Annotated in this window: 24 protein-coding genes and 1 pseudogene; 13 read left to right on the top strand and 12 right to left on the bottom strand. The window is 71.2% G+C overall.

Features of this window, described 5'->3' with window-relative positions; genetic code table 11:
• The first annotated feature begins 84 nt into the window (after nucleotides 1-84).
• From SSPS47_RS13520 to SSPS47_RS36190, 7 genes are all read left to right on the top strand, one after another.
• A complete protein-coding gene (locus tag SSPS47_RS13520) occupies nucleotides 85-1,449 on the top strand; it encodes an FAD-dependent oxidoreductase (RefSeq protein WP_164251331.1) in 1,365 nt (454 codons plus the stop codon).
• 29 nt (nucleotides 1,450-1,478) lie between these two features.
• Nucleotides 1,479-2,858: a UbiA family prenyltransferase gene (locus SSPS47_RS35345; protein WP_239064891.1), complete on the top strand. Its 1,380-nt coding sequence runs from the start codon at nucleotides 1,479-1,481 to the stop codon at nucleotides 2,856-2,858.
• Nucleotides 2,859-2,914: 56 nt separating this feature from the next.
• The gene (locus SSPS47_RS13510; protein WP_164251329.1) at nucleotides 2,915-4,519 is read left to right on the top strand and encodes a class I adenylate-forming enzyme family protein; all 1,605 of its coding nucleotides are present in this window, start codon (nucleotides 2,915-2,917) and stop codon (nucleotides 4,517-4,519) included.
• A gap of 151 nt (nucleotides 4,520-4,670) precedes the next feature.
• Complete coding sequence (locus SSPS47_RS13505; RefSeq protein WP_164251328.1) at nucleotides 4,671-6,083, top strand: NAD(P)/FAD-dependent oxidoreductase; 1,413 nt, start codon at nucleotides 4,671-4,673, stop codon at nucleotides 6,081-6,083.
• A gap of 354 nt (nucleotides 6,084-6,437) precedes the next feature.
• Entirely contained in the window at nucleotides 6,438-8,867 is a 2,430-nt protein-coding gene (locus SSPS47_RS13500) for a LuxR C-terminal-related transcriptional regulator (protein ID WP_164251326.1), read from the top strand.
• Between the two features lie 102 nt (nucleotides 8,868-8,969).
• Nucleotides 8,970-9,689 (top strand): NAD(P)H-binding protein, encoded by a 720-nt coding sequence (locus SSPS47_RS13495; RefSeq protein ID WP_343234880.1) that lies wholly within the window; start codon nucleotides 8,970-8,972, stop codon nucleotides 9,687-9,689.
• Nucleotides 9,686-9,817 (top strand): hypothetical protein, encoded by a 132-nt coding sequence (locus tag SSPS47_RS36190; protein ID WP_343234879.1) that lies wholly within the window; start codon nucleotides 9,686-9,688, stop codon nucleotides 9,815-9,817. Before SSPS47_RS13495 ends, SSPS47_RS36190 begins: the two co-directional genes overlap by 4 nt.
• A gap of 85 nt (nucleotides 9,818-9,902) precedes the next feature.
• On the opposite strand, the pseudogene SSPS47_RS13490 reads toward SSPS47_RS36190, so the two are convergent.
• A pseudogene (locus SSPS47_RS13490) lies at nucleotides 9,903-10,529 on the bottom strand (hypothetical protein); the annotation flags it as partial.
• Between the two features lie 344 nt (nucleotides 10,530-10,873).
• Here SSPS47_RS13490 and SSPS47_RS35340 point away from each other — a divergent pair.
• From SSPS47_RS35340 to SSPS47_RS35330, 4 genes are all read left to right on the top strand, one after another.
• Nucleotides 10,874-11,203 carry a hypothetical protein gene (locus SSPS47_RS35340; RefSeq protein ID WP_239064890.1) on the top strand — a complete coding sequence of 110 codons (330 nt, stop codon included), beginning with the start codon at nucleotides 10,874-10,876 and terminating at the stop codon, nucleotides 11,201-11,203.
• Nucleotides 11,204-11,344: 141 nt separating this feature from the next.
• Nucleotides 11,345-11,854: a dTMP kinase gene (locus tag SSPS47_RS13480; RefSeq protein ID WP_239064889.1), complete on the top strand. Its 510-nt coding sequence runs from the start codon at nucleotides 11,345-11,347 to the stop codon at nucleotides 11,852-11,854.
• Nucleotides 11,851-12,063 (top strand): NUDIX domain-containing protein, encoded by a 213-nt coding sequence (locus SSPS47_RS35335; protein WP_239064888.1) that lies wholly within the window; start codon nucleotides 11,851-11,853, stop codon nucleotides 12,061-12,063. The genes SSPS47_RS13480 and SSPS47_RS35335 overlap by 4 nt, the downstream gene beginning before the upstream one ends.
• Before the next feature lie 36 nt (nucleotides 12,064-12,099).
• Complete coding sequence (locus SSPS47_RS35330) at nucleotides 12,100-12,291, top strand: hypothetical protein (RefSeq protein ID WP_239064887.1); 192 nt, start codon at nucleotides 12,100-12,102, stop codon at nucleotides 12,289-12,291.
• 55 nt (nucleotides 12,292-12,346) lie between these two features.
• Here the strand turns inward: SSPS47_RS35330 and SSPS47_RS13470 are convergent, their stop codons facing one another.
• The 11 genes from SSPS47_RS13470 to SSPS47_RS13420 all read right to left on the bottom strand — a co-directional run bounded on the left by SSPS47_RS13470 (nucleotide 12,347) and on the right by SSPS47_RS13420 (nucleotide 24,055).
• Nucleotides 12,347-12,559: a DUF4287 domain-containing protein gene (locus SSPS47_RS13470; protein WP_147878490.1), complete on the bottom strand. Its 213-nt coding sequence runs from the start codon at nucleotides 12,557-12,559 to the stop codon at nucleotides 12,347-12,349.
• A gap of 120 nt (nucleotides 12,560-12,679) precedes the next feature.
• The gene (ispG, locus tag SSPS47_RS13465; RefSeq protein WP_164251324.1) at nucleotides 12,680-13,837 is read right to left on the bottom strand and encodes a flavodoxin-dependent (E)-4-hydroxy-3-methylbut-2-enyl-diphosphate synthase; all 1,158 of its coding nucleotides are present in this window, start codon (nucleotides 13,835-13,837) and stop codon (nucleotides 12,680-12,682) included.
• Entirely contained in the window at nucleotides 13,834-15,618 is a 1,785-nt protein-coding gene (locus tag SSPS47_RS13460) for a 1-deoxy-D-xylulose-5-phosphate synthase (protein ID WP_164251323.1), read from the bottom strand. The genes ispG and SSPS47_RS13460 overlap by 4 nt, the downstream gene beginning before the upstream one ends.
• 59 nt (nucleotides 15,619-15,677) lie before the next feature.
• On the bottom strand, nucleotides 15,678-16,172 hold the full coding sequence (locus SSPS47_RS13455; protein ID WP_147877036.1) for a hypothetical protein: 495 nt from the start codon (nucleotides 16,170-16,172) through the stop codon (nucleotides 15,678-15,680).
• Nucleotides 16,172-17,116 (bottom strand): Gfo/Idh/MocA family oxidoreductase, encoded by a 945-nt coding sequence (locus SSPS47_RS13450; RefSeq protein WP_147877035.1) that lies wholly within the window; start codon nucleotides 17,114-17,116, stop codon nucleotides 16,172-16,174. The genes SSPS47_RS13455 and SSPS47_RS13450 overlap by 1 nt, the downstream gene beginning before the upstream one ends.
• A gap of 114 nt (nucleotides 17,117-17,230) precedes the next feature.
• Nucleotides 17,231-18,403, bottom strand: a complete 1,173-nt coding sequence (locus SSPS47_RS13445) for an Ldh family oxidoreductase (protein WP_164251321.1) — start codon at nucleotides 18,401-18,403, stop codon at nucleotides 17,231-17,233.
• Between the two features lie 4 nt (nucleotides 18,404-18,407).
• On the bottom strand, nucleotides 18,408-19,751 hold the full coding sequence (locus tag SSPS47_RS13440) for a M20/M25/M40 family metallo-hydrolase (RefSeq protein WP_164251319.1): 1,344 nt from the start codon (nucleotides 19,749-19,751) through the stop codon (nucleotides 18,408-18,410).
• Nucleotides 19,752-19,783: 32 nt separating this feature from the next.
• Nucleotides 19,784-20,647 (bottom strand): sugar phosphate isomerase/epimerase family protein, encoded by an 864-nt coding sequence (locus SSPS47_RS13435; RefSeq protein WP_164251317.1) that lies wholly within the window; start codon nucleotides 20,645-20,647, stop codon nucleotides 19,784-19,786.
• Complete coding sequence (locus SSPS47_RS13430) at nucleotides 20,637-21,785, bottom strand: Gfo/Idh/MocA family oxidoreductase (RefSeq protein WP_203557836.1); 1,149 nt, start codon at nucleotides 21,783-21,785, stop codon at nucleotides 20,637-20,639. Before SSPS47_RS13430 ends, SSPS47_RS13435 begins: the two co-directional genes overlap by 11 nt.
• A 61-nt stretch (nucleotides 21,786-21,846) precedes the next feature.
• Complete coding sequence (locus SSPS47_RS13425; RefSeq protein WP_164251315.1) at nucleotides 21,847-22,914, bottom strand: polyprenyl synthetase family protein; 1,068 nt, start codon at nucleotides 22,912-22,914, stop codon at nucleotides 21,847-21,849.
• Nucleotides 22,915-23,095: 181 nt separating this feature from the next.
• Nucleotides 23,096-24,055, bottom strand: coding sequence for a 4-hydroxy-3-methylbut-2-enyl diphosphate reductase (locus SSPS47_RS13420; RefSeq protein ID WP_239064886.1), 960 nt, complete (start codon nucleotides 24,053-24,055; stop codon nucleotides 23,096-23,098).
• Nucleotides 24,056-24,361: 306 nt separating this feature from the next.
• On the opposite strand from SSPS47_RS13420, the gene SSPS47_RS13415 reads away from it, so the two are divergent.
• Nucleotides 24,362-25,579, top strand: coding sequence for a DegT/DnrJ/EryC1/StrS family aminotransferase (locus SSPS47_RS13415; protein WP_164251313.1), 1,218 nt, complete (start codon nucleotides 24,362-24,364; stop codon nucleotides 25,577-25,579).
• On the top strand, nucleotides 25,576-26,763 hold the full coding sequence (locus tag SSPS47_RS13410) for a DegT/DnrJ/EryC1/StrS family aminotransferase (protein WP_164251311.1): 1,188 nt from the start codon (nucleotides 25,576-25,578) through the stop codon (nucleotides 26,761-26,763). Before SSPS47_RS13415 ends, SSPS47_RS13410 begins: the two co-directional genes overlap by 4 nt.
• Nucleotides 26,764-26,872: the final 109 nt, after the last annotated feature.

The raw sequence follows: 26,872 nt of genomic DNA, 5'->3' as shown, positions 1-26,872 counted from the left end.
AGCCGCTTCACCCTCCTAAATTGCGGCGAGAACAGGCGACAACAGTCGAGGGCAATCCGAGACATTCCCTGGAGGGTAAAGCGAATGAGCCAGCGTGAGAGGACCGCTGTCATCGGCGGAGGGATGGCAGGCTGCGCCGCCGCCAAAGAGTTGATCAAGGCGGGCCGCGAGGTCGTCATTTTCGAGGCGGCCGCCGGACTCGGCGGTCGGGCTCGCTCGTGGCACCGTTCGGAGATCGAGCCCTCCGTCGGCATCAACCTCTGGTTCACCAGCTTTTACAAGCTGATGTTCGAGCGAATTCATGAGTACGGTCTCGAGGACCAGCTCGTGGAGATGTCCAACAACGTCATCGTCGTGGACAAGGGCCAGCCCGCCGAGCTGCTCTCCGACTCGCTGCGCAGCCTGCTCACGTACAAGCACGTCGCCCTCAAGGACCGGATCGGCTTCCTGACCGGGACGATGAAGGAGACGCTCAAGCGCAAGCAGCTCGACATCTTCGACCCGATCAAGCTGGCGCCGTTCGACGACGGCACGACGGCGGCCGAGTACGCCCGCAAGAGCCTGTCGCAGCGCGGCTTCGACAACCTGCTGCGGCCCGAGATCGAGTCGTTCTGGCTGTGGCGCTGCGAGGACATCTCCGCGGCGCACGTACGGGCGATGCAGGCACAGGTGGCCGGTGCGAAGTTCTACGTGTTCCGCAACGGCATGGAGGTCATCGCCGAGCGCAACGCCGAGGGCGCGGACATCCGGCTCGAACACGAGGTCACCGACCTCCAGGTGACGGACGGGCGGGTGCACATCACCGCGCGGTCGGCGGACGGCGAGAGCCACGCCGAGGTCTTCGACGACGTCGTGGTCGCCACGACCGCGCCGGTCGCCGCCAAGCTGACGGCCGCGCTGCCGAACGACATCGTGGGCCGCGACACCCGTGAGTTCCTGGAGACCCAGGTGTACGAGCCCGCGCTGTCGGTCTCGTACCTGGTCGACTTCAGCAGCATGCCGTCCGAGGCGCACATCGTGGCGGCGGGCGCGGACGACCCGCCGGTCAAGACGATCATCACCTTCCCGCGCAAGGTCAAGGACGAGCAGGGGCGTTCGGTCGACAAGCACCTCGCGTTCGTCTACCCGGGCCGCGCCGAGACGCGCCGGCTCCTCGCGCTGTCGCCGGAGGAGCAGTACGCGGAGACGACCCGGCTGGTCACCCAGCTGTGGCCGGACTTCCCGGTCGACGAGGCGGAGCCGTTCGAGATCGCCGTACGCCCGCACGCGATGCCGCTGCCCTCGCCCGGCCGCTACCGGATGTCCGCGCGCGTCATCGGACTCCAGCACGCGCCGGTGGTCTTCGCGGGCGACTACTTCACCTCGCCGATCTCGGAGGCGGCGATGCTCTCCGGCATCCGGGCCGCCGAGAAGCTGACGACGGCCGGAAAGCTGACGACGGCCGGCTGAGCCGGGCCGCGGAGAGCAGGGGAGAAGAGATGAACGCGTTCACTCCCGCCTCCGGCGGCGCCGGATCCGGTGCCGGAGGCCGCCGGTCCGGTGGCGGCGTCGACACGGCGAAGGGTACGTCGGGTACGGCGTCCGGCCCGTCGGAAGCGGCTGCCGGTGCGGCCGGCTCGTCCCGCACGCGGACCGGCGCCGGTGGCGTTACGGCCACCGACGGGGCCGGTGCTCCGGTTGACGGGCGTGCGGCGGGAGCCGTCGCGAGCCGTTCCGCCTCCGGCGCGGATACGGGCGTCGGCACCGCACCCGGTGCGGGCACGGGCGCTCCGGCTTCCGGTCGCGCCTCCGGCGCGGGTGACGGCGGCGCCGTCACGAACGCCTCCCGCCAGGCCACGGACGGCGTAGGACTGGCCGGGCGGTCCGGGGTCGCCACCGCGTCCGCGGCGGGCACCGACGGCACAGGGCCCGCCGGCGCACCCGCATCCGGGGCCCGGGGCCGGTTCGTGGCGTACGCGCGGCTCGCCAAGTTCGAGTTCGTCCTCGACTACTACCTCAGCATGCTCGTGCTGTGGACCGCGCTCGCCGGCAGTGTGCGGTTCGCGTCCGACACGTGGACGACCCTGCTGCTCTTCCTCCTCGGGGAGATCGGCGTCATCTCCGCCGTCATGGCCCTCGACGACGTCAACGGCATCAAGGACGGCAGCGACCGTGCCAACTACCTCGGCACCGGCGGCACTCCGCTGCGCCCCCTGGAGCGCAAGCCCCTGCTCACCGGTGCGCTGACGGTCCCCCAGGCCACCCGGTTCGGGTATCTGAGCCTGCTCTGGGGCACCGTCTTCTGGTCCGCCTCGGCGTTCGCGGCCCCCGAGCGACCCCTCTGGGCGCTCGTCGTCACCGGGCTGGTGCTGTTCGCCGGCTTCCAGTACTCCTGGGGTCTCAAGCTCAGTTACCGGGGCCTCGGCGAAGTCCTCATCATGGGCTGCCCGTTGGTCATCGTCGTCGCTCCCTACGGCTTCGTGACCGGCCATCTGCCCGCCATCGTGCTCGTGCAGGCGGTGCTGTTCGGCCTCTGGCAGATCCTGGTGTCCTGCTACTCCAACACCAAGGACATCAGCGGGGACGCGGCCGTCGGCCGCAGCACGGTCGCGGTTCACACATCGGCGCGCGGCAACCTGGTCTTCATCGGCGCGCTGTCCGCCGTCGACCTGCTGCTGACCGTCGGGGCATCGGCCGTGGGCTGGGCACCGTGGTGGTTCTTCGCCGCCCTGCTGCCCGAAATGGCGCTGCGGCTGCGCCAGTTCACCTCCTTCAGCCGTAACGGAGACGCACTGCTGGCACGCAGGCGAGGAGTGGTGGCGTTCCGGACGGGCGTCGCCGGCATCGTCCTGGCCAACCTCATCCACTTCGCGAGCTGAGGGGCGACGGCCGCGGCCCGAGCCAGCGGCCCGAACTCCGGACAGGACAAAAGGACATGGGTACCAAGAAAAAACCGACCGGACTCGGCCTGCTCTTCGACGAGCACGCGCAGGCGGGCCGCAGCACCCGCTTCCATCTGAGCCGGCCCTTCGACATCGCCCCCGGCGCGGGCTCCGAGTTCAGCGTGGCCGGGATCGCCGAGCTCGTGCAGGAGACGGCCGGCCTGCTGTACGAGGCGGGGTCGCGGCCCGGCGACCGGGTCGCCATCGCCAAGGACAACCACTGGGACTATCTGCTGCTCGCCTGCGCCACCGCGCGCTTCGGCGCCCTCCCGGTCCTGATCGCGGGCGGCCTCCCGGCGCAGACGCTCGGCACCGTACTGAAGCGCGCCGACGCGCAGTTGTTCGTCACCACCGCCGACATCCTGCGCTCCGCCGACGAGCAGGGCGTGGACCTGAAGTCCCTCGTCCCGCGCACGGTGACCGTCGGTGCCGCGCTGCCGGGCACGGTGTCGCTGGACGACCTGCGCGGGGCGCGTACCCCGAAGGTGTTCACGACGGCCAGTTACGAGCCGATGGTTGCCACCCACACCTCGGGCACCACCGGGGTGCCGAAGCTCGTCGTGCACTCCGTCGACACCGTCCTCGGCCACCTCGGCCGTACGGAGTCGCTGCGCTTCCCGATCGTGGCGATGAAGCGCTCCGACACGGTGGCCACCGCCACCCCCTTCAACCACATGCGGATGATCACCTGGAGCACCGGCACGCTGAAGCTGGAGCCGAAGGACGCGCTGCTCCTGGCCGACGCCCGTCCGGCCACCGCCGAGCGGATGTTCGCGCAGCGGAAGCCGACGTATCTGGAGGCGCTGCCCGCCACGTACATCGGCTGGCAGGAACTGGCGCGCAAGCGGCCGGAGTTGTACGGGGACGTACGGCTCTTCGTGAGTACCTTCGACGCGATCCACCCGCCCACGGTCCGCCGGTTCCTGCACGCCAGCAAGCGGCGCTTCCCGGCCTGGCTCCAGGGCTGGGGCCAGTCGGAGACCGGTCCCATGACTTTCCGCCTGCTGACCCGCAGGGCGCTGGCGGCCAAGGGCGACCGGCACCCCACGACGCGCGACGTCGGCCGCCCCATCCCCGGCTTCACCGGGATGAAGGTGGTGGACCCGGCGACGATGAAGCCGGTCCCCAACGGCAAGCCCGGCGTGCTGCTCACCCGCACCGACGGGCGCTGCATCGGCTACCTCGGCGAGCAGCGGCGCTGGCAGGACAAGGCGCGCGGCAAGTGGTGGAACACCGGTGACTACGGCCTGCGCACCGCCGCGGGAGCCTTCCGGCTGCTGGACCGCGAGGTGGACGTGATCCCCGGCATGAGCTGCATCGAGCTGGAGGACGTACTGGCCGACCGGCTGCCGCAGCTGCTGGAGGCCGCGGTGATCGGCATTCCGGGCCAGCTCCCGCTGCCCGTCGTCTCCACGCAGGACGGCACGCTGGACGAGGCGGAGTGGAAGCGCGCGACCGCGGACCTGCCGGCACTGGGGGCACCGCGGGTGCTGCCGCTGGACGAGATCCCGCGTACGAGCACGGGCAAGGTCCGCCGCGTCGAACTGCGCGAGCGGCTGCTGGGCGAGGAGACGTACGGCACGGGGCGCTGGACGTAGCAGCGGGACGCCGGACGGGCGGCGGGCACTCCACGCCCGTCCGGCGGTCAGCGGACAACAGACAGAGCCCGTCCGGCGGCCGTGGACACCACACAGTCCGTCCGGCGATCGAGCACGAACCGGCCCAGAGCGTTGAGTAGGGAGCGCAGCCATGGCAGAGGCAGAGGCACAGGCAGCCGAGGAATCAGGCACGCACGTCGACGTCGCCGTCGTCGGCGCCGGGATCTCCGGTCTCACCGCCGCGTACCGGCTGAAGGAGGCCGGCCGCGCGCCGGAGGTCTTCGAGGCGGACGGCGACGTCGGCGGCCGGATGCGGGCGCGGCAGGAGGACGGCTGGATCGTGGAACAGGGCACCGAGACCTTGGCCTCGCACGGCTACCCGTCCACCTGGCGGCTGATCAAGGACGTCGGTCTCGACCGGGACGGCGGGGTGCTCAAGGTCGGCAGCCTCGCCGGTGTCTGGCGGGACGGCAAGGCGCACGCGGGCAGCGGGCACTGGGTGGGCACCCTCACCGGCGCGGGGCTGTCGCTCGGCGGCCGGATGGCCATGACCGGGATGCTGGGCGGCCTGCTTCCGTCACTGGGCAAGGTCAGCACCCGGCGGCCGGGGGAGAGCCCGCTCGGCCTGCGCACGGTCGCGGAGTTCGTCGACGGCAAGCACCCGGACCTGCACGACTACCTGCTCCAGCCGGCCGCGAGCACCGGCTGGGCCTGGGACACCCGGCGCTCGTGCGTCGCGCCGCTCGTGGCCACGATGGTCGCCACGCGTGGCCTGCACGGCTGGCGCACCTACCGCGACGGCATGGACTCGCTCGCACGGAAGGTCGCGGAGCGGCTGACCGTGCACACGGGGAGGGCCGTCCAGGAGGTCACCGAGAACCCCGACGGCGGCGTACGGCTGGTCTTCGCCGACGGGCGTGTGGTGACGGCCCGTGAGGTCGTACTCGCGGTGCCGGCGCCCGTGGCCAGGAAGCTGTATCCGTCGGCGCCCGCCGAGGAACTGCCCTTCCTGGACGCCACGTCGTACTCCCGCATGATCCGCGTGACCCTTCAGGTGAACCGTCCCCTGGCGGTCCGTCAGTCGCGCATCACGAAGAAGGTCTACGCGCTGCTCATCCCGGAGAAGGAGGACGGCTATCTGGCCGGTCTGACCTTCGAGCACTTCAAGGCGGCCAACCGGGCGCCGGGCGGTCAGGGACTGGTCAGCATGCTGAGCGCGGAGCGCGCCACCGACGAGCTGATGGACCGGCCCGACGAGGAGGTCGTCGAGAAGCTGCTGGGGCGCGCCACGAGATACGTGCCCGAGCTGCGCGAGGCGCTGATCGCGTCGCAGGTCCACCGGTTCCCGTACGCGGCCCCCGAGGCGACCCCGGACGCCCTGCGGCTCCAGGGCGCCTTCCTGGACCGGCCCGTGCGGGCGGTGGAGTTCGCCGGGGACTGGGTCTTCCAGCGGCCGACGAGCGAAGCCGCCGTGCAGGCGGGGGAGTTGGCCGCCGAGCGGATCCTGTCGCGGCGGCGGAGCCCGGCCGGCGCGCAGGGGCCGGTGCCCACGGCCCGCGCCTGACGGCCTCCGCCTGACGTCGCGCGCCCGACGGTGTGGGCCTGACGGCCGCGCCCGACGGCCGCGCCCGACGGCGTGACGGTCTACATCTTTCAAGAAGCCGTCCACTTGCCGAACTCCCGGCGAGCGGGCGGCTTTTCCGTGGTCGGCGCGGGGTTCCGGTTATGTGGCGGGTGTGACTGGAGTGACGTCAGTGACCACCTATTGACCAAGCCTTGACCGATCGTTGGACGCGGCCTGTGAGGTTCCGGGGGAGAGAAAAACGAGTTGGACGTGCGAACAAGATGAGCCACGGGGGCTGGAATGCGCGCGCAGAACGACGAAGGATCAAACGGGACCATACGGATCGTCGAGCCGGTGCGAACAGGCGGTGACCTCGGTCCTTCCACCCACCAGCGGGCGCGTTACGCGCTCACCTCCCGGGTCGGCAGGGACACGGAACTGGCCGATCTCAAGGCACGCGCCGCCGCCCCGAACGGACAGGTACTGACGCTCACCGGCCCGGTCGGTGTGGGCAAGAGCCGTCTGGCGGACGCGCTCTTCGAACAGATAGCGGGTGAATTCGCCGACGGCGGAAGGTACTTGGAGCTGGACACGCTCCGGCTGGAATCGAGCGATCCCGACGGCGGGCTCGCCCGCGCGGTCGCGGAGGCGCTGGAGCTGACGCCACCACCCGTGCCCGGCGACGATGTTGACGCCGCGTCGGACGACGGCGGCGCGAGGGGCGGACGTGCCCCGCTCGATCTGCTGCGCGACCATCTCGGCGGACGGGACTTCCTGCTCGTACTCGACTGCGGAAGCCGCCCACCGCGCGGCATCGCCGAGCTGTGGGCGGCGGTCGGATCGGCCGCCCGGCGGCTGTGTCTGGTGACCGTCGGCACCCAGGTGCTCGGTATGTACGGCGAGCACCGCGTCCCGCTCTTCCCCCTCGCCGTGCCCACGGCGCGTGACACCGCCGACCTGGCCCGGCTGGGACAGGTCGACTCCGTACGCCTGCTGGTGGACCGCACCAAGGCCGTGCGGCCGGGATTCCGGCTGACGCAGGAGAACCGCGAGACCGTCGCCAAGCTCTGCCAGATACTCGACGGACTGCCGCTCTCCATCGAACTGGCCGCGTCCCGGCTGAAGGTGAGCTCGCCGCGCGCCCTGCTGGACGAGCTGAGCCGGTCGCCGGGCACGCTGACGGACCCGGGCACGGCCACGGACGCGGCGGCCGGCCCGGACACGCTGGGCCTCGCTCCGCAGGCCGTCGAACTCCTCGTACGGCTCGGGGTGTTCACCGAGAGCTTCGGTGTCGCCGAGGCCGCCGGCGTCTTCGAACTCCCGCTCGATGTCACCCGGCAGGCGCTGGAGGAGATGGTCGACCACAGCGCGCTGCTGACCGAGGAGCAGCGGGACGGCAGCATCCGGTTCTGGATGCTGCGCAGGTCCCGGGCGCGGGCCCTGGAACACCTCGCGCGACAGGACGCGCTGGGTCCGGTACGGGCCGACCACGCCGTGTTCTTCATCCGTCAAATGCACGGAATCCGGAGCGAGTTGGAAGGACCCGGGCAGACGGCGGCGCTGGAGCAGTTCGACCACTGGCACCAGGACGTCCTCGCCGCGCTGGAGTTCCTCGTCGAGGCGGGCAACGGTGAGGCGGTGGCGACACTGGCCACCGCGGCGCAGCCGTACTGGCTGCTCCGCGGCGAGGTGGAGAGCGCCGAGCACTGGCTGTCCGCCGCACTGCGGCTCGGCATCGACCGGCACCGGGTACGCCTGGCCGCCCTCGAAGCGCTCGGCGAGGCGCTGCTCCTCAACGACGACCCCTCGGCCGCCAAGCCCTGGCTGGACGAGGCGCTGGCCGCGTACACCGAACTGGCCGACGGGCCGGGGGTCGCGACCGTACGCCAGCACCTGGCCAGGCTCGCCCAGATCGAGGGGAACCTCCCCGCCGCCGAGAACCTACTGACACTGGTCCTGGCGGACCTCGATCCGCGGGGAGGTGGTCAGTGGTGCCGGGGGGCAGTGCTGGCCCGACTCGCCGAGGTCCGCCGGGACCGGGGAGACACCACGTCGGCGGCGCGGCACGCCACGGAGGCCGTACGGCTCTTCGAGCGTGTGGAGGACGCCCGCTCGGCGGCCCGCGCGAAGCTCACGCTCGCGGGCCTGACCGGAGGCCAGGGCGACTACGACCGGGCCGAGCAACTGGCCTGCCGGGCACTGCTGTTGCTGCACGACCGGGGAGATCTTCCGGAAGTGGCCCGTGGGTTGGCGGTCCTCGCGGAGCTCCTCACCTACAAGTACGGCCGCACGGCGGCGGTGTGGGAGCGCGCGGCCCTGCTGCTCGGCGCTTCGGACACACTGCGCCGGCGGGTCGGCGACACCCTGGCGGGCCAGCCGAACGCCGTCAGCGGCACACTGCTCGGCCAGGTCAGCGAACGGATGGGACGCAGCGCCTTCGACACGGCCTGGCAGCAGGGCGGGCTGTGCACCCCGGACGAGGCGGTGGCGCAGGCCCTCGCCCTGATCGAACGGCCCGACCACCAGCCGCGTTCCACCGATCTGGTCGGCTCGCTGACCAGGCGCGAACACGAGGTGGCGATGCTGGTCACGGAGGGCCTGACCAACCGCGAGGTCGCGCGCAGGCTGGGCATCGCGGAGTGGACGGCGGTGAACCACATGCGCAAGGTGATGCAGAAGCTCGGCTGCACGTCCCGCGTCCAGGTGGCGGGCCGCATGCTGCGCCCCATGGACCCCCACGCGGGTGTCCAGGGCGCGGCGGCGGGGGGCCTGGTGCGCCGCTAGCTCTCGGGCCTACGGTGTCCATGGCCGTGACGTAGACGCCCGGACATCGGGTGGAGCGTCTCGGCCATGGAGCGTCTCGGCGCCGGTCGGTTGACTGGAGCCATGTCTGAACATCCGATTCTTGTCACCGGGGCGACCGGCAAGTCCGGCCGCCGTGTCGTCAGCCAACTGCGGGCCAGGGGGCTGCCGGTCCGTGCGGCGGCCCGTAACGGCGAGCACGTCTTCGACTGGACCGACAGCCGCACCTGGAACTCCGCCCTGGAGGGCGTGCGGTCCCTCTACATCGTCCAACTGGACGGCACGAAGCTCGTCCGCCCGTTCGTCGAACGGGCGGTACGGCACGGAGCCCGGCGGATCGTCCCGGCCTCGGGGCGCGGGATCGACGACCCCGACTACGCGAAGGACAGCGGCGGCGTCCTCGACGGCGTCCTCGACAGCGAGGCGGCGGTGCGGGAGAGCGGTCTGGAGTGGACGATCAGCAGACCGGGCTGGTTCGCGCAGAATTCCAGCGAGGGCTTCTTCGCCGACGCCGTGCGCGCCGGCGAGTTGCGGCTGCCCGCAGGGCGACGGGGCCGCCAGCTTCGTCGACGCCGAGGACATCGCCGCGGTGGTGGTCGCCGCGCTGACGGAGGACGGACACGCGGGCCGGACCTACGAGCTCTCCGGTCCCCGGGCGGTGACGCTGGCCGAGGCAGTCGCCACGATCTCCACGGCCGTGGGCCGCGAAATCCGCTACGTACCCGCTCTCGGTGGCCGAGTACGTGGCGGACCTCGTCCACCAGGGACTGCCACCGGCGGACGCCGAAGCCTTCGCGGACGTGATCGAGCCGCTCGGAAAGGGCACGGACGCCTACGTCTCCGACGGCATCCCCCAAGCCCTGGGCCGCGCGCCGCGTTCCTTCGCGGAGTTCGCCAAGTCCACCGCGGCGGCGCGTGGTTGGCGGGACTGAACGTCACCCGGAGGGTGCCCGACCCGACTGGCGGGTCGGGCGCCCTCCGGGCTTGAGCAGTTCTCGTTGTCAGCTCCTCAACGCTTCAGCCCTTCAGCGCGGCGACCTGCTGAGCTCGCGCGCTGAGCTCCCGAACCGCGCGCACCTTGCCGTACGGGGCGATGTGCTTGCGCATGGTCACGAAGTGCTCATCGCCTCGCGCGCTCGACAAGCCCGCGTATCCGTCCAGGAACGAGCCCCACGTGGCGCACGCTTCCTCGATGCGCCCGAGCTGGAATTGGCGTTGAGCCATGACCGCGTTGAAGTGCACCCGTCCCTGACGCTCCTGTTTCGGCTGCGCCCGAAGCGCCGTCTTCAAGGAGGCGATCGAGCCGGGCAGGTCGCCGGTCTCGTAGAGCACGTGGGCGACGTGGAACTGGTAGGCGGCCTGGTCGTATCCGCCGATGGACTCCCTGCGGGCACCGGCCTTCGAGAGTGCCACCTCGGCCTCGCGTAGCCGGGCGAACGCCCGGCGCTCGGCACCCACCATGGCGGACGCGTGCGCCTGTTGGCCCCGCGGGAAGGCGACAAGGCGGGGGCCGGCCTGAGGGGCCGCCTCTGCGGCCGAGTCCGCGAGTTCCAGCGCCTTTCGTCCGTAGCGCAGGTTGGACGCCTGAAGGCTCATTCCGCGCAGAGTGCGGCAGTACGTCACATGATCGTTCGCCTCTCGCGCGTGGACGACCTCTTCCTCGGAGTCTCCCGCGTCATCGCCACGCAAATGGCGGCCTTCACGCGGCACCGCATCGGCGAACGGTACGTGTGGGACGCCACCGGACGCATCAACGTTCTGGACCGGCTCGGCAACACCGAACTCGAACTGCTCGTCAACAACGGGCTCCGTGAAGTGGCCCTCGGAATCGAATCGGGAAGCGACCGCATCCTGCGCGCCATGGACAAGCGCATCGACGCCGAGATGACCGAACGCGTTACCCGCCGCCTTGTCGAACACGGCATCGGCGTGAAGGGGTACTTCATCCTCGGCTTCCCCGCGAGACCCACGAGGACATCCGGGAGACCGTGCGCCATATCCGCAACCTCTGGAGCATCGCCGACGCGAATCCCGGCGACGTGCGGGCCAGCGTGTTCGAGTTCCGCCCCTACCCCGGAACGCCGGTGTGGAAGACACTCACCGACGCCGGCCACGACCCCGACAAACTCCTCGCGTACGGAGATGTCGACCTCACAGCTGACGGGGCTGATGAGTCGATGCGTCAGCGAGACGAGTTCAACTTCTCCGTCGGCATCCAGTTCGGTGACGTCCCCCTGCCCGAGGTCCGCGCAACCCTGGCCGCGCTCACCCGGGAACAGCACGAACGCAACCAGCCGACACGGGAGACCGCGGCATGACGTCGGCACGTGGCCGGTTCGTCACCGTCGACGGCCCCAGCGGCGTCGGGAAGACCACCACCGTCCACGCCCTCACCAGGGAACTGGCCGGACGAGGCTGGGAGGTTCATCAGACCGTGGAACCCAGTACCAGCGCTGTCGGTGTCTTCACCCGCGAGCACTTCAGCCACATCCACGGGCGCGCCCTGGCCTTGCCTGGTCGCCGCCGACAGGTACGAACACATCGAGCACGAGATCGAACCCCGCCTGAGCGGCGGCGACACGGTTGTCTGCGACCGGTACCTGGCCTCGACGCTCGTCATGCAGCAACTCGACGGCGTACCCATGAAGTTCCTGCTCGACCTGAACGCGCACGTTCTGCTGCCGGACCTGGCCGTCATCCTCACCGCGTCCCCAGGCCTCATCACCGAACGGATAGCCGCACGGGGCCCACGCAACCGCTTCCACCTCGACCCGACCGCCCCTGGTCGTGAAGTCGACCTGTACCACGAGGCCGCCCAGACCCTCATGACGGCAAACGTGAAGGTGCTGATCGTGCGCACCGACGGCTCCACCACAACGGAGGTTGCGGCCTCAATCGCCGACGCGATCCCTCATCCGTCGGTATCGTCAGCCGCCCCAACACCATCAACCATCCCTCAGGAACCATGAATCCGCACCCCGCGCAGCCCGTCATCGACACGCATGTCCTCCTACGCGACGGGGACAAGCTCCTCTTCTCCCAGCGCGGCGGCCCCTACGGCCACGGCCGCTGGCACATGCCTTCCGGCAAGCTCGACCGGGGCGAGACCATCAGCGCCGGTGCCGCGCGGGAGTTGATGGAGGAGACCGGTGTGCGGGTCGACCCCGCGCGGCTGTGACTGGTGCATGTCGTGCACCACAAGCAGAGTGAGAGCGTGGAACGGATCGGGTTCTTCTTCGAGGCCACCGACTGGGCCGGTGACCCCGTCAACAGAGAGCCCGCGAAATGCCTCGCCCTTCAGTGGTTCAGCGTCCACGAACTTCCCGAGGACATCATCGAATACCCGAAGGAAGGACTCCTCGGGTATCTGGAGGGCTCGGGGGCCCTGGCGGAGCACGGGTGGTGAGGAGCCCGCGCCGTTCCCGCGGGGCGCCGGAAGCCGGTCGGTGAGCCCGGCCCGGCTACTTCCCGGCGTCCTCCGCGAGCGTGTGGGCCACGAGCGCGTTCGCGTGGCCGTGGCCCAGCGCGTGGTCCGTCTTGAGCCAGGAGACCAGTTCCATGTGCTTCGTCAGCGGTGAGGAACGGATCAGCTCCTTCCACTCCGCGACCGGCCGGCCGTACTTCCTCTCGATCGACGGGAAGTAGGCGGCAGGGCCCTTCACGGTTTCGGTCATGTCGGCGGTGTCCCCTCACAGGTGGTGTTCTCCGCCTCTATGACCGGTGGTGGCCGCCGAAGTGATCGGTAGATCGAAAGTGGCCTTCGCCACTTTCGATCCCCCCGGGGCGTCCCCGTCTCACACCCCCGCCACGACCAGCGGCTCGCCGGAGGGAACGCCGTTGGCCTCCATCTCCGCGGCGATCTTCAGCGCCTCTTCGATGAGGGTCTCGACGATCTTGGACTCGGGCACCGTCTTGATCACCTCACCCTTGACGAAGATCTGCCCCTTGCCGTTGCCCGACGCCACACCCAGATCCGCCTCACGCGCCTCACCCGGACCGTTCACCACACAGCCCATCACCGCGACCCGCAACGGAACCTCCATCCCGTCCAGCCCCGCCGTCACCTCGTCCGCCAGCTTGTACACATCCACCTGCGCCCGCCCGCACGACGGACACGACACGATCTCCAGACGCCGCTGCTTCAGATTCAGCGACTCCAGAATCTGCAGACCGACCTTCACCTCCTCCGCCGGCGGCGCCGACAGCGACACCCGGATCGTGTCCCCGATCCCCTCACTCAGCAGAGCACCGAACGCCACCGCCGACTTGATCGTCCCCTGGAACGCCGGACCCGCCTCCGTCACCCCCAGATGCAGCGGATAATCACACCGGGCCGCCAGCAGCCGGTACGCATTGACCATCACCACCGGATCGTTGTGCTTCACCGAGATCTTGATGTCCCGGAACCCGTGCTCCTCGAACAGCGACGCCTCCCACAACGCCGACTCCACCAGCGCCTCCGGAGTCGCCTTCCCGTACTTCCTCAGCAGCCGCGCGTCCAGCGAACCCGCGTTCACCCCGATACGGATCGGCGTCCCCGCCGCCGACGCCGCCCCCGCGATCTCCTTCACCTTGTCGTCGAACTGCTTGATGTTCCCCGGATTCACCCGCACCGCCGCACACCCCGCGTCAATCGCCGCGAACACGTACTTGGGCTGGAAATGAATATCCGCGATCACCGGGATCTGCGACTTCCGCGCGATCGTCGACAACGCGTCCGCGTCATCCTGCGTCGGGCACGCCACCCGCACAATCTGACACCCCGACGCCGTCAGCTCCGCGATCTGCTGCAACGTCGCCCCGATGTCCGAGGTCCGCGTCGTCGTCATCGACTGCACCGACACCGGCGCATCCCCACCGACAGCCACCGAACCGACCTGGATCTGCCGACTGACCCTCCGGTCGGCGAGCTTCACCGGAACATCCGGCATTCCGAGTGCGATGGCGGTCATGAGGTGAGTGTCCTTTCCGAGGTCATCCGAGTCAGCACCGCGCCGGTGACGGCGTCGGCGGTCAGCCCGCAGTGGGCGAGGACCTGGGCCCGCGAGCCGTGGTCGAGGAACTCGCGCGGCAGCCCGAAGTTCCGTACGGGCGTGTCGATCCCGGCGTCCGCCAGGGCCTGCCCGAACGCCGCGCCCACGCCGCCGGTGCGTCCGCTGTCCTCGATGGTGATCACGTGCTTGAAGTACGCGGCGGCCTCCACCAGCGTGGGGTTGACCGGGGCGACCCAGCGCGGGTCGACCACCGTCGCCCCGACGCCTTCCTCCCCCAGCCGGCCCGCGACGTCCAGCGCGAGCCGGGCCATCGGGCCCACCGAGACGATCAGCACGTCGCGGCCTGGCGCGTTGTGGAGCACGTCGAAGCCGTCGGTCGTGTCGATCGCGGGGATGTCCGCGCCGGTGGTCCCCTTGGGGAAGCGCAGCACCGTCGGCCCCTGGTCCCAGGCGACCGCCTCGCGGAGCAGCTCGCGCAGCGTCGCGCCGTCGCGCGGGGCCGCGATACGGATGCCCGGTACGGCCTGGAACAGCGTCAGGTCCCACATGCCGTTGTGGCTCGCGCCGTCGTCGCCGGTGACGCCCGCGCGGTCCATCACCAGCGTGACCGGGGCCGAGTGCAGGGCGATGTCGGTCACCATCTGGTCGATCATGCGGTTGCCGAACGTCGCGTAGATGGCCAGCACCGGGTGCAGACCACCGAGCGCCAGACCGGCGGCGGCCGCCGCCGCGTGCTGCTCGGCGATGCCGACGTCGATCGTGCGCGCCGGGAACTCCCGCTGGAACTCCAGCAGTCCTACCGGCTCCGCCATCGCCGCCGTGATCGCCACGACATCGGAGCGCTCCGCCCCGATCCGTACCATCTCGTCGGAGAACACCGCCGTCCACGCGAGACTCGACGCGGGAGCGGCGTTGGCCGACGGCGTCGCCCGTACGACATGGCAGCGGTCCAGCTCGTTCGTCTCGGCCGTCTCCCAGCCGCGGCCCTTCTCCGTCACCACATGGACGACGACCGGACCGCCCAGGGCCCGCGCACGCTCCAGCGCGTCCTCGACGGCGGCGATGTCGTGCCCGTCGACCGGGCCGAGATAGCCGAAGCCGAACTCCTCGAAGACGTTCGCCGAGTCGGACTCGACCTCGGCCGACCCGGCCGACCGCAGCTTGCCGAGGTGCGCCGCCAGGCCGCCCACCGTCGGCGCGTACGAGCGCTCGTTGTCGTTCAGGACCACGATCACCGGCCGCTGGGGCGCGCCGCCCAGGTTGTTCAGCGCCTCCCACGCGAGACCGCCGGTCAGCGCTCCGTCCCCGATGACGGCGACCACCGCGCGGTCCGTGTCGCCGCTCAACTCGCGGGCGCGCGCCAGCCCGTCCGCGTAACTGAGCGCCGTCGACGCGTGCGAGTTCTCGATCACGTCGTGCTCGGACTCGGCGCGCGAGGCGTAGCCGGACAGCCCGTCGCGCGTACGCAGACCGTCGAACCCGGCGCGCCGGCCGGTCAGCAGCTTCTGTACGTAGGTCTGGTGGCCGATGTCCCAGAGCAGTGTGTCCTGCGGCGAGTCGAAGACCCGGTGCAGCGCGATGGTCAGCTCGACCACGCCCAGGTTGGGCCCGAGGTGTCCGCCGGAGCGGCACACCGCGTCGATCATCACCTCCCGGATCTCCGAGGCGAGCTGGCCGAGCTGCGCGGGCGAGAGACCGCGGAGATCGCGGGGAGCCGCGATCTCGTCGAGTAGTGCCATGACTGAACCCTCCATGTCCGAGATGGCCGACGTGTCCGTGCGGCGGTGGTGCGGATCTGTCAGGGCCGGCCAGTTCCCGGGTCGCCGTCCGTGGGCGGCGGCGGCCGGAAGCTGATCTGCGAGCCGGGCCGCAGGCCGGCCTCGGGACCGGTGAGCGTCCAGGCGGTGTGGATCAGTACGTTGTAGTGGTTGGGGAAGTGGCAGGCGTCGAAGCCCAGCAGGGTGCCGATGGGCTCACCGTCGACCAGGACGATGTCGCCCCGGTCCAGCACCCCGGACACCGAGATCTCCACGAATCCGAGGAAGCCGACCCGGTCGATACGGGAGCCGGCCTCGGTCTCCAGATGGTCGGTGGTGACCAGTTCGTGCAGCTCGCCCTCGCGCACGCAGCGGGAGGCGAACTCCTCCAGGCGCATACCGCGGTCCGTACGGCGGTGCCGCAGCACCTTGACCACCTCGGACCTGACCGTGCGCTTGTCGCCGTTCTCCGGGCTCGGTGCCAGCAGCGCGGGGACCTGTGTCCCGTTGGCAGTCCCGTTGGCCGTCCTGTTCATCACGTCGCCGCCCCCGTCAGCTCGTTCTGCCCGGTCCGCTCCGTGCGGTACGTCGCGTCGACCAGCTCCAGCATCGCGAGCCCGGCGCGCGAGGCGTCCGTACCGGCGCGCACCGCCTGCTCGAACTCCTGGAGCACACCCACGTATTCGTGCTTCAGGGAACTCTTGAACGCGTCGTGCCCGGCGAGCATGTCCGCGTGGTGCTCGGTGCCGTCCTTCAGGCGGACGGTGACGTCCTTCGCCTCGCCGTGCGGGTACGACCAGTCCAGCTCGACGGTGGCGGGCACCCCGCCGGCCGAGCGCAGCTCCACCCGCGCCTGCCGGTCGACGCCCTCCCCGTCGCGTACGACCTCGGCGGACTCGACCGTCAGCTCGCCGAGGAACAGCCGTACGACGTCGAAGGCGTTGGGGCCGTTGTCGGCGACGCAGCCGCCGCCGCAGCGCTCGGGGTCGAGATACCAGCGGTCCTGGCCGACGTGCTCCTCGATCTTCTCCAGATAGCGCACCGTCACCGACTCCACCGCCGCTGCCTCGGGCAGCGAACGCAGCAGGCCGAGCACGTTGTCGTTGTAGCGCCGGTGGAACGCGGTGAACAGCACCGAGCCGCCGCTCACGGCCAGTTCGGTGAGCGCGCGGCCGTCGGCCAGGTGCAGTGCGAGCGGCTTCTCCACGCAGACCGCGACGCCCGCTTCGAGCGCGTCGCGGCAGACCGCCGCGTGCGCGTCGTTGGGGACGTTGACGACGATCGCGTCGAGCTCCGTCTCGGCCAGCATTCGCCGGTGGTCCGGGTAGCAGGGCAGCCCCGCCGCGCGGTGCGGGGCCAGCGCGTCCTCGCGCAGGTCGCAGACCGCGACCAGTTCGAGTGTGGGCAGGCCGGGGAAGGCGTCGAGGTAGAACCGGGAGATGACCCCGAGCCCCACCACGCCTATCCGCAGGGGTTTCATTTTCTGTGTCCTCCTTGGACGCGATTGCCGGTGTCCGGGGGGTGGATGTCCTCACTCGCCGGACGGGCTGCGTGCTGTGTCCTCACTCGCCGGACAGACCGGGCGCTCGGCGGGCTACGTGTCCTGTGACGGGCTTGCTTCGAGCGCCTTCGGCGCCGTCAGGCCTCGTTCCGCCGCCACCGTGACGAGCTCCTCGAACAGGGCCGCCGACAGCGGGACCCCGCTCTTGCCGTGCTCCGTCGCGCGCTCCGCCTCGAACCAGCCGGGGTAGCGGACCGGACGGGCCTCGTCCACCGCCGGGGAGCCGACCAGCGCGTCGAACATGCCGGCCGTCTGCGCCTCGAAGTCCTCCTGCGGGCGCAGCTCCGCCGGGGCGACGACCAGCACCGTGAAGCCGATGTTGTCGTCCTGGCCGCTGGGGCTGCCGCTGCCGGACCAGGCTTCGGTCGCCGGGCCGAGGCCGGCGCCCGGCAGGAGCGCGCCGAGGACCTCGACGAGCAGACCGAGCCCGTACCCCTTGAACGCCCCGGTGGCCGGATCGCCGCCCAGCCACTTCAGATAGCCGTCGCCCCGGTCCAGCGCGTGCGGGTCGGTGACCGGCCGGCCGTCCTTGTCCTCCAGCCAGCCCTCCGGGATCGGCTGTCCGGCCCGCGCCGCGCCGCGGACGCGCCCGGTCGGGACGACGGTGGTGCTCATGTCGAGGACGAGCGGCGGTCGCGCCCCGGCGGGTGCGGCGAACGCGAGCGGGTTGGTGCCGAGCAGGGCGGCCTGTCCGCCGGGCGGCCGGATGATGCGCTGCTGACCGCAGTTGGAGACGAGCAGGCAGATCATCCCGCGGTCCGCCGCGCGCTTGGCGTGCGCGCCCGCGCAGCCGAGGTGGGTGGCGTCGCGTACGGAGACGAGCCCGACGCCGTACTGGAGGGCGCGCTCGGCGGCCAGGTCCACGGCCTCGCTCGCCGACCAGAGGCCGAGGGCGCGGTGCGCGTCGAGCAGGACGGCCGCGCCCCGGTCGGCCAGCACCTCGGGCTCGGCGGCCGGGTCGCAGCGGCCGTCCTCGAAGAGCTTCAGATAGAGCCGGGTGAGGTTGGTCAGGCCGTGCGAGGTGATGCCGGTCAGGTCGCCGTGGACCAGGGCCTGCGCGGCGGTCAGGGCCCGCTCGGCGGGCAGGCCGTGGTGCCGGAACACGGCGGCGGTGAACTCCACCAGCTCGGTGAGGTCGACGCGCGGTGTCGTGGCGGCGGAAGCAGCCCCGGAGCCGGCGGTCGTGGTCGTCGAGGTCGTCGTCATGAGGTCAGTTCCCCTGGTCCAGCCGATTGCGTGCGAAGGAGATGAGCAGGCGCTCGATGTGCCGCGCGTACCGGTCGAGGTCGGCCAGATCGGCGAACTCACCTTCCGCGTGGGCCTGGTTGGCGCCGAGATCGCCGGGGCCGAAGACCACGGTCGAGGTGTCGGGCACGCCGGCGAGCCAGATCGCGTCACAGGTGAACGCCGGCAGTTCGGCGGGCCACGGCGCTAGTCCCGCCCGGTCCAGCAGCAGTTCGCCGACCCACGCGTCATCGGCGTACAGGGCGGGCAGTCCGCGCTTGAGCCAGTCCAGATGCGTCACGCTCGCGGCGTCGCGGGCGGTGGTGGCGAAGGTCGGGCTGTCGGCGAAGCGTTCGCGGAAGCGCTCCACGCCGGTCCGCAGTACGTCGTCCAGCGCGGCTTCCAGTTTGCGCCCGGTGTCCTGGGAGCCGTACGACAGATTGATCAGCAACTGGCCGGTGCCGTAGACCTTGTTGTGCATGGAGCCGGTGTTCATGCCGGCGACGCAGACCTGTCCGTCGACCGCGTACGGCGGCAGCTCCGACGCGAGGTGCTGGGCGAGATAGCCCAGTAACACCGTCGCGTTGTGGCCGGCGCCCGGCTCGTCGTCGATGCCGTCGCGGCCGTCGACGCGCAGGCGTGCGGTCATGGAGGCGGTGGCCCTGCTCAGTACGCGGAAGCCGGTCGGTTCGCAGAACACGTTGAGCCGCCCCACGTACCCCTGCTCGACCAGCGGCTTCGTGCCGAACACCCCCATGGCGCCGCCCTCTTCGCCCGCGACGAGCTGGATCAGCACGCCCACCTCGGTGCCGAGCGCGGGGGAGGCGGCGAGTGCGGCCCGCAGCCCGGCGAGGAGTCCGACGGCGGGGCCCTTGGCGTCGATGGAACCGCGGCCGTGGAACCGCGAACCGGTGAAGGAGACCGGGCCGCCGCCCGCGACGGTGTCCATGTGCACGTTGAACATCACCGTGGCGGCGCGCGGCAGTTCGGGGCCCAGACGCAGGACCATGTTCGGCTGGCAGTCGAGGAATCCGGGCATGGTGTCGGCCGCCTGGCCCACCGCCCGGGGCACGTCCGGGCCGGTGACGGTGTCGGGTCCGGCGGGGGCGTGGTGGACGACCCGGAAGCCGAGCCGGCCGGCCGCCTCCGCGTACGCGCTCTGCGCCTCCCACAGCTCCACCGGTTCCCCGCCGCCGGTCTCCAGCGGTCCGGCGGTGCGCAGGGCGAGGAGGTGCAGGAGCAGTTCCCGGTCGGACTCGGTCAGCCCGGCGGCGCCCGGATTGATGCGCCGGGTCGGCAGGTCGTAGGCCGGACGCTGGTCGTAGGTCATGCGGGGTCCCCCTCTCTTTTGCAGACGGTCTGTCAGATGCCGCTGTCCGTGGCCGGCTCCAGCTCGCGCAGGAGCTTCTCGAGCCGCTGCCCGTACGTCACGAACTCGTCCACGTAGTCCCCGGACGGGTCCGACCATCCCTCGTGGGGGCGGATGTTGATGTGCGGCTCGATCGAGACGGCGCCGGAGTAGCCCTGGTCGAACAGCAGCCGCAGCGAGTCCGCGACCCGGCAGTCCCCGTCGCCGGGCAGCGAGTAGAACTGCGCGCTCGTGTCGCCCGTACCGTCCTTCACATGCACGTGCGCGACGTACGGCGCGATGTGCGCGAGATGGTCGTACGCCTCGTAGCCGTACGCGATGCCGTTGCCGACGTCGAAGAGCAGCCGCAGCGCGGGGCTGTCGGCCGCCTCCAGGAGACGGAGCATCCGCGCCGGGTCGGTGGCTGCCCAGCCGGCGCAGTTCTCGTGCACCAGCACCAGCCCTGCGTCCTCGGCGCGCGCGGTGAGCCGCCGTACCCGGTCGAGCACCTCCCGCTCCCAATCGGCGTCCGGCAGACCGGCGTTGGGGTAGGACATGATCCGTACGTAGCGGGTGCCGAGGCGCTCGCAGCGATCGGCCAGGCGGGCCAGCTCGTCGAGGTCGTCGGCGAACGGGGAGACGACCGTACGGGCCCAGTTGCCGATCCGGGAGTCGACGCAGGAGACTCCGAGCCCGGCCTCGGCGACCGACCCGGCCACCCGGTCGAAGGCCGGGCCGTCGAGTTCGGCGAGGGGAACGCCGTCGACCGAGCGCAGCTCCACGCTGTCCCAGCCGAGCCGCCGTACCGCCTCGATCTGCCGGTCGAGCCCCGGGGCCGCCTCGTCGCCGATGCCGCTCAGACGGATGTCAGCCCTCATGGTCGGCACCCCCCTGGAGCGCGGGGGAGACGCCGGTCAGCGGTGGCCGCACGGGCGCGGCCGAGTCTGCGCGGCTACTCTGCGCGGCGGCCAACAGCCGTGCCTCTTGCAGCAGTTGGACGACCCGCCGGGCGATCGCGTAGTCGTCCATGTCGTTCACCCCGCCGGGAGCGCCGTTACCGGGGCCGCCACTGCCCGAAGCGCCGTCGGTGCCCGCGTCGACCGCCTGGTACTCCTGGTAGGCGTGGTCGATGTAGCTGGTCAGCGCGTCGTCGAAGAGGAGCCTGCGGGCCGCCGCACCGCCGCCCGCGTCGTCGTGGACGGTCAGGCTGGCGTGGTGGTCGACATCGCTGATCGGGTAGTGGCCGACGACGTGGCCGGTGTCGAACCGCAGCCCGACACGGCGTTCGCGGATCGGCGAGGTGAGGTCGGAGGCTATCTCCGTGGTGGCGCCGTTGTCGTGCTGGAGCGTCAGCCGGGCGCCGCCCATGTCGGGGATGACGGTGTCGCCGATCCGCATGTCCGTCAGCGCCGCGTCGGTGATCCGTGCGTCCCCCGCGAGCCGCAGGGCGACACCGAGCGAGTGCGGCAGCTCCACGTCGAAGGCGGTGGTGTGGTTGTTGGAGCGCAGGGTGCGCGTCCAGCGCGGCTTGAACTGCGTGAAGGACATCGAACGCAGCTCGCCCAGAGCGCCGTACCGCGTCAGCTCGGCCAGCTCCCGGGTGAGCGAGCTGGCCAGCCACGGCGAGACGACCCGCAGCCGCAGACCGCGCACCCGCGCCAGCATGTCGATGGCCTCCAGACCGGCGATGTCGTCGGCCATCGGCTTCTCGACCACGATGCGCGTGTAGCCGAGGTCGGCCAGCTGCTGGAGCGTGGCGAACCGGTCGGCCGGCGGCGTGCACAGATGCACGACCGTGGTGGCGGGGTCCGCCAGCTCGGCGGCGTGGGCCAGTGAGTCCGCCGGCACCAGGCCCTCGGCCAGGGCCTGTTCGCGGATGTCCTGGACGTCCCAGATCACGGGCGGGTCCGGTGACCACGGACCGCTTCCGTCCGGCAGGGCGCGCAGCTTGCGCAGCACCGGCCAGTGCAGCCCGAGGCCGGCCCGCCCGCCGCCGACGATGAACGTGTTCAGCATGACGTGACCTTCGCTCTCGAGGAGATCTGCCGTCTGGGGAGAAAGGGAACGGGCTGTCGGATCAGTGGTCGCGGTAGGCCACCGACGTGGCCATGTCGGCGAGTTCGCGCTTCCACTCGTCGCTGATGGGCGCCGCCGACAGTGCCTCGTGCGCCTGGACCACCAACTCGTCGATCCGGTGCTCCACTTCGGCGCGTACGCCGCTGCTGGTCAGCGCCTCGGCCAGCGCGGCGCCGTCCCACTCGGCGGCCTGCACCAGCTCGCCGACGCGCGGGTCGCGCAGCGCGGCGAGGCTCACCAGGAGCGTCATCTTGTGCTGTTCGGCGTCCAGACCGACCGGCTTGCCGACCGCGTCCGCGTCGCCGTAGGTGTCGATGAGGTCGTCGCGCAGCTGGAACGCCTCGCCGAGCGCGGTCCCGTACGCCTCGAAGGCGGCGGCCGACGAGGTGTCGCCCGCGATGGCCGCGCCGAGCTCCAGCGGGCGATGGATGCTGTAGTGACCGGACTTGGCGTTGGCGATGTACCGGGCCAGCTTCGGGTCCGGGAGGGATTCCGCGGCGACCGTCACGTCCAGGTGCTGGCCGATGATCATCTCGCTGACGAGCCGGCCCCAGACCAGCCGGGCCTCGGCGGGCAGGTCCTGGATGAGCTGTCCGGCGTACGAGAAGGCCAGGTCACCCGCGAGTACGGCGATGCCCTCGCCGTAACGGCGGGCCTCGCCCTGCCAGCCCTGTGCCCGGTGCCGCTCGATGTGCTGGACATGGACCGTGGGCTCGCCGCGGCGCAGGTCGGAGTCGTCGATGACGTCGTCGTGGATGAGCGCGAACGCGTGCAGCATCTCGATCGCCGCCGCCGCGTCCACCACGCGCGAGTCGGACAGCTCACCGCCCGCCGCCAGGAAGCCGGCCGCGCAGAACGCGGGGCGCAGGCGTTTTCCGCCGGCCCGGATCAGCTCGCCGATGGCGTCGACGGGGACCGCGGCGCGCGCGTCGACCGCCGCCCAGCGGGAGTGCTCCGCGGCGAGCATGGCGTCGAGGCGCTCCTCGGTACGGTCCAGGACGGCCGCGCGGGACTGCGCGGCGAGCCCTCCGAGGTGCCCGACGGCCGGTGCGGGCGGTGAGACGGTCATGAGCGTTCTCCTGTCGTGTCGGCTGTCGTGCCGGCGATCTGGTCCTCGTGGCGCCGGGCCCGTGTTCTCAGGCGTACGGCTCCGAGGCGTGGGGCTCCGGGCTCGCGGCGCCGGCTCCGGCACATGAGCGGCGCGAGCCGTACGGCTCCTGTCGGAGGGGCGGACGGATCGGGCGGACGTATCAGGCGGAGGGACGTGCCTGGCTGAGTCCCGACGGCAGCTGGAAGACGATGTCCTCCTTGGTCGTCACGGACAGCTCCACGTCCTGGTAGCCCAACTCGTCCAGCCGCTCCAGCAGTTGGTCGACCAGCAGCTCGGGCGCGCTGGCGCCGGCGCTCACACCGATCGTCGTCACCCCGTCCAGCCAGCTCACGTCGAGTTCGGTGACGTCCGGCACCAGATGGGCGGCGGTCCCTTCGAGAAGGGCGACCTCCACCATCCGTACCGAGTTGCTGGAGTTGCGCGATCCGACGACCAGCACGAGATCGCTGCGCGCGGCGATCTCCTTCACCGCGACCTGCCGGTTGGTGCTCGCGTAGCAGATGTCGCCGTCGGCCGGGCTCCGCAGATCGTCGAAGCGCTCGCCCAGCACCGCGACGATGCCCGCGGTCTCGTCCATCGACAGCGTCGTCTGGGTGAGCACCGCGACCGGGGTGTCACTGGGCAGGTCGAGCTGCCGCGCGCTCTCCTCGCTCTCCACGATCACCGTGCGGTCGGGGGCCTCGCCGTACGTGCCCTCGACCTCCTCGTGGTCGGCGTGGCCGACCAGCAGCAGGGTGCGGCCGTCGCGGGCGTAGCGCCGGGCCTCCTGGTGGACCTTCGACACCAGCGGGCAGGTCGCGTCGATGGTGTCGAGCCGGCGGGCCTTCGCGTTCTCGCGGACCTCCGGGGCCACCCCGTGCGCGGAGAACACACAGACCGCGCCGGGCGGCACCTCCGCCTCGGAGTCCACGAAGATCGCCCCGCGCCGCTTCAGCACCCCCACCACGTAGTGGTTGTGGACGATTTCTTTTCGCACATAGACGGGAGCGCCGTGGACCTCCAATGCCTTCTCGACGATTTCTATCGCCCGGCGTACCCCCGCACAGAATCCGCGTGGCTCGGCGAGGATCACTTTCTTGTCGGACACGATGTCGGTCACGACTGAAAACTCCTGTCGGTCCGTGGAATTGGGCTTCACCGTCGACCACACCGAAGAGGCAAGTCAAGGTTTTTCGGACCGGCAATAAGCAAGGAGCCAGGTAATAGGCAGTGTTCTGCACGCTCTTGCCTGCACTGTCCCCCGCAACTGCCAATGGATTGCCGGGTGATTGCTATCGAAGGGGTGTCGGCGCGCGGTCTACGTTCGATCGGACGTAAGCGAGCAGAACCGCGGAGTTCCGGACGAGCAGTTCCGACAAGTAGAACCGTGGATTCCGCCCAGCACCGCCGAGACGAGTGGAGTGAAATGGACAGCAAGGCGATGCCGGCTCCGGCGAGCACCGTCCCGTTCTTCACGCAGGCGGAATCCTTCGAGCGTTTGTGGCCCCGGCTGAGCGCGTATCTCGACGAGGTCTGCGAGTCGGGGACGTACTCCAACGGGCCGAAGACCGCCGAGCTGGAGGCCGCGCTGCGCGCCTACACCGGTGCCCGGCACGCGATAGCCGTCGGCAACGGCACCGACGCGCTGGTCCTGCTGCTGCGCGCGGCGGGGATCGGCCCCGGTGACGAGGTGATCGTGCCGGCCTTCAGCTTCTTCGCGTCGGCCAGCTCCGTGGCGCTCGTCGGGGCGGTGCCCGTCTTCGCCGACGTCGATCCGCTCACCTACAACCTGGACCCGGCCGCCCTCGAAGCGCTGGTCACACCGCGCACCAAGGCCGTCATGCCGGTCCATCTGTTCTGCCAGCCCGCCGACATGACGGCGGTCCTCGCCGTCGCCGAACGCCACGGCCTGCTCGTCCTGGAGGACAGCGCCGAGGGCATCGGGATGCGGCTGGACGGACGCCACACCGGTCTGATCGGGGTGGGCGGCGTGCTGTCGTTCTTCCCCACCAAGACGCTCGGCGCGCTCGGCGACGCCGGCATGGTGCTGACCGACGACGACGCTCTCGCCGGCGCCGTCCAGCGGCTGCGCGACCACGGTCGGCCCGCGCTGCCGCCCCCGGCCCCCGCCGCCAGGCCCGCCGCCGCCCCGGCCGCACGCGCCGAATACGCGCGGCAGGGCGAACTGGCGGGCACCAACAGCAAGATGGACGAACTCCAGGCCGCGGCCCTGCTCACCAAGCTGACCACGCTGGACGACGACATCCGCCGCCGCGCCGTGCTGGCCGACGCGTACACCCGCAGGCTGCGCGGCATCCCCGGTGTGCGCGGGCTGCCCGCGGTCGTGGAGCGCGGCGAGCCGGTGGATCCGGTCTTCTACGTCTATCTCATCGAGACCGACCGGCGCGACGCCCTCGTCTCGCACCTCGCCGCCGCGGGCATCGGTACCGAGACGTACTACCCGCTGCCGCTGCACCTCCAGCCGTGCTTCGCCCATCTCGGCCACCAGGAGGGTGACTTCCCGCACGCCGAGGCCGCCAGCCACCGCACCGTGGCGCTGCCGCTCTACCCCGAGCTGACCCTCGCGCAGCTCGGCCGGGTGTGCGACGCCGTCCGCTCCTTCTTCACCGGGAGTACGTCATGACCACCGAGACCTCGGCCGCACAGGCCGCCCCGATCCGCGTCGCCGCGGCCACGGCGACCACCGAGACCGTCCCCTACGCGTACACCCGGCTCCCCGACGCGGACCGTGAACTGCTGCGCGAGGTGCTGTACGAGGTCGGTACCGACCCCGAGCAGAAGTTCATACTCGGCCGCCGCACCGCCGAACTGGAGCGGCGGCTGGCCGACCGCGCGGGTGTGCGCGACGTCGTCGCCTGCGCCAGCGGCACCGGCGCCCTCGTCCTCGCCCTGCGGGCCGTCGGCGTCGTCCCCGGCGACGAGGTGATCGTGCCGGCCTTCGGCGCGGAGCCGCTGGCCGCGACGGTGCTCGGCGTCGGCGCGGTGCCGGTCTTCGCCGACGTCGACCCGGTGACGATGGTCATGGACCCCGTCGACGCGGAGAGCCGGGTGACGGACCGCACCCGCGCGGTCGTCCCCGCCCACACCTTCACGACGATGGCCGACATGCCCGCGATCATGGCCTGGGCGCGGCGGCGCGGCATCGCGGTCGTCGAGGACGCGGCGGTGGCCCAGGGCGCCACCCTGGGCGGCCGGGCGGCGGGCACCTGGGGTGACATCGGGCTCTACTCGTTCTTCCCCGTCAAGCCGTTCGGAATGCCCGGCGAAGGCGCGGTGGTCCTCTCCGGCAACATCGAACTCGCCACGCTGGTACGACGGTTGCGCAACCACGGGCAGGACGGTGTGCAGCGCTTCGTGCACCACGAGGTCGGTCTCAACAGCCGCTTCGACGAGGTGCTGGCCGGCTACCAGCTCGCCCGGCTGGACCGCGCCGACGACATGGTCGCCCGGCGCGCCGCGATCGCCGCGCACTACAACTCACGGTTCGCGGCGCTGCGCGGGAGCGGCCTGCTCGCCCCCACCACCGGCGCCGACGGCCAGTGCCACTATGTCTACGCCGTACAGACCATCTGCCGGGACTCGCTGGCGGCGCACCTCGCCGCGCACGGCATCGGCAGCCGCGTGTACTACCCGGTCCCGCTGCCGAGGCTGCCCGCCTTCGCCGCGTACGCCGGGGAGGGCGCGGACGGACGGCGGCCCGGCACCGAACTGGCGAGCGCGCGCCATCTCGCGCTGCCGCTCAATCTCAGTCTGACGGACAGTCAGGTCGAGCGTACGGCCGATGTGGTCTGCGCCTTCTTCGACTGACCACCGGCGCGGCCCCCCCTGCGCGCGCTCGGCCGCTCCGGCCCGCCCGCCGCCGCCGACCGCTGTCGCCCGACCCTGACCAACTGACCAATCTTCTCCGACGGGAGCA

This window comes from Streptomyces sp. S4.7, from assembly GCF_010384365.1.
Classification (GTDB): Bacteria; Actinomycetota; Actinomycetes; order Streptomycetales; family Streptomycetaceae; genus Streptomyces.
The sequence above is the reverse complement of the archived record's forward strand: the minus strand, read 5'-3'. Positions and strand labels throughout refer to the sequence as shown.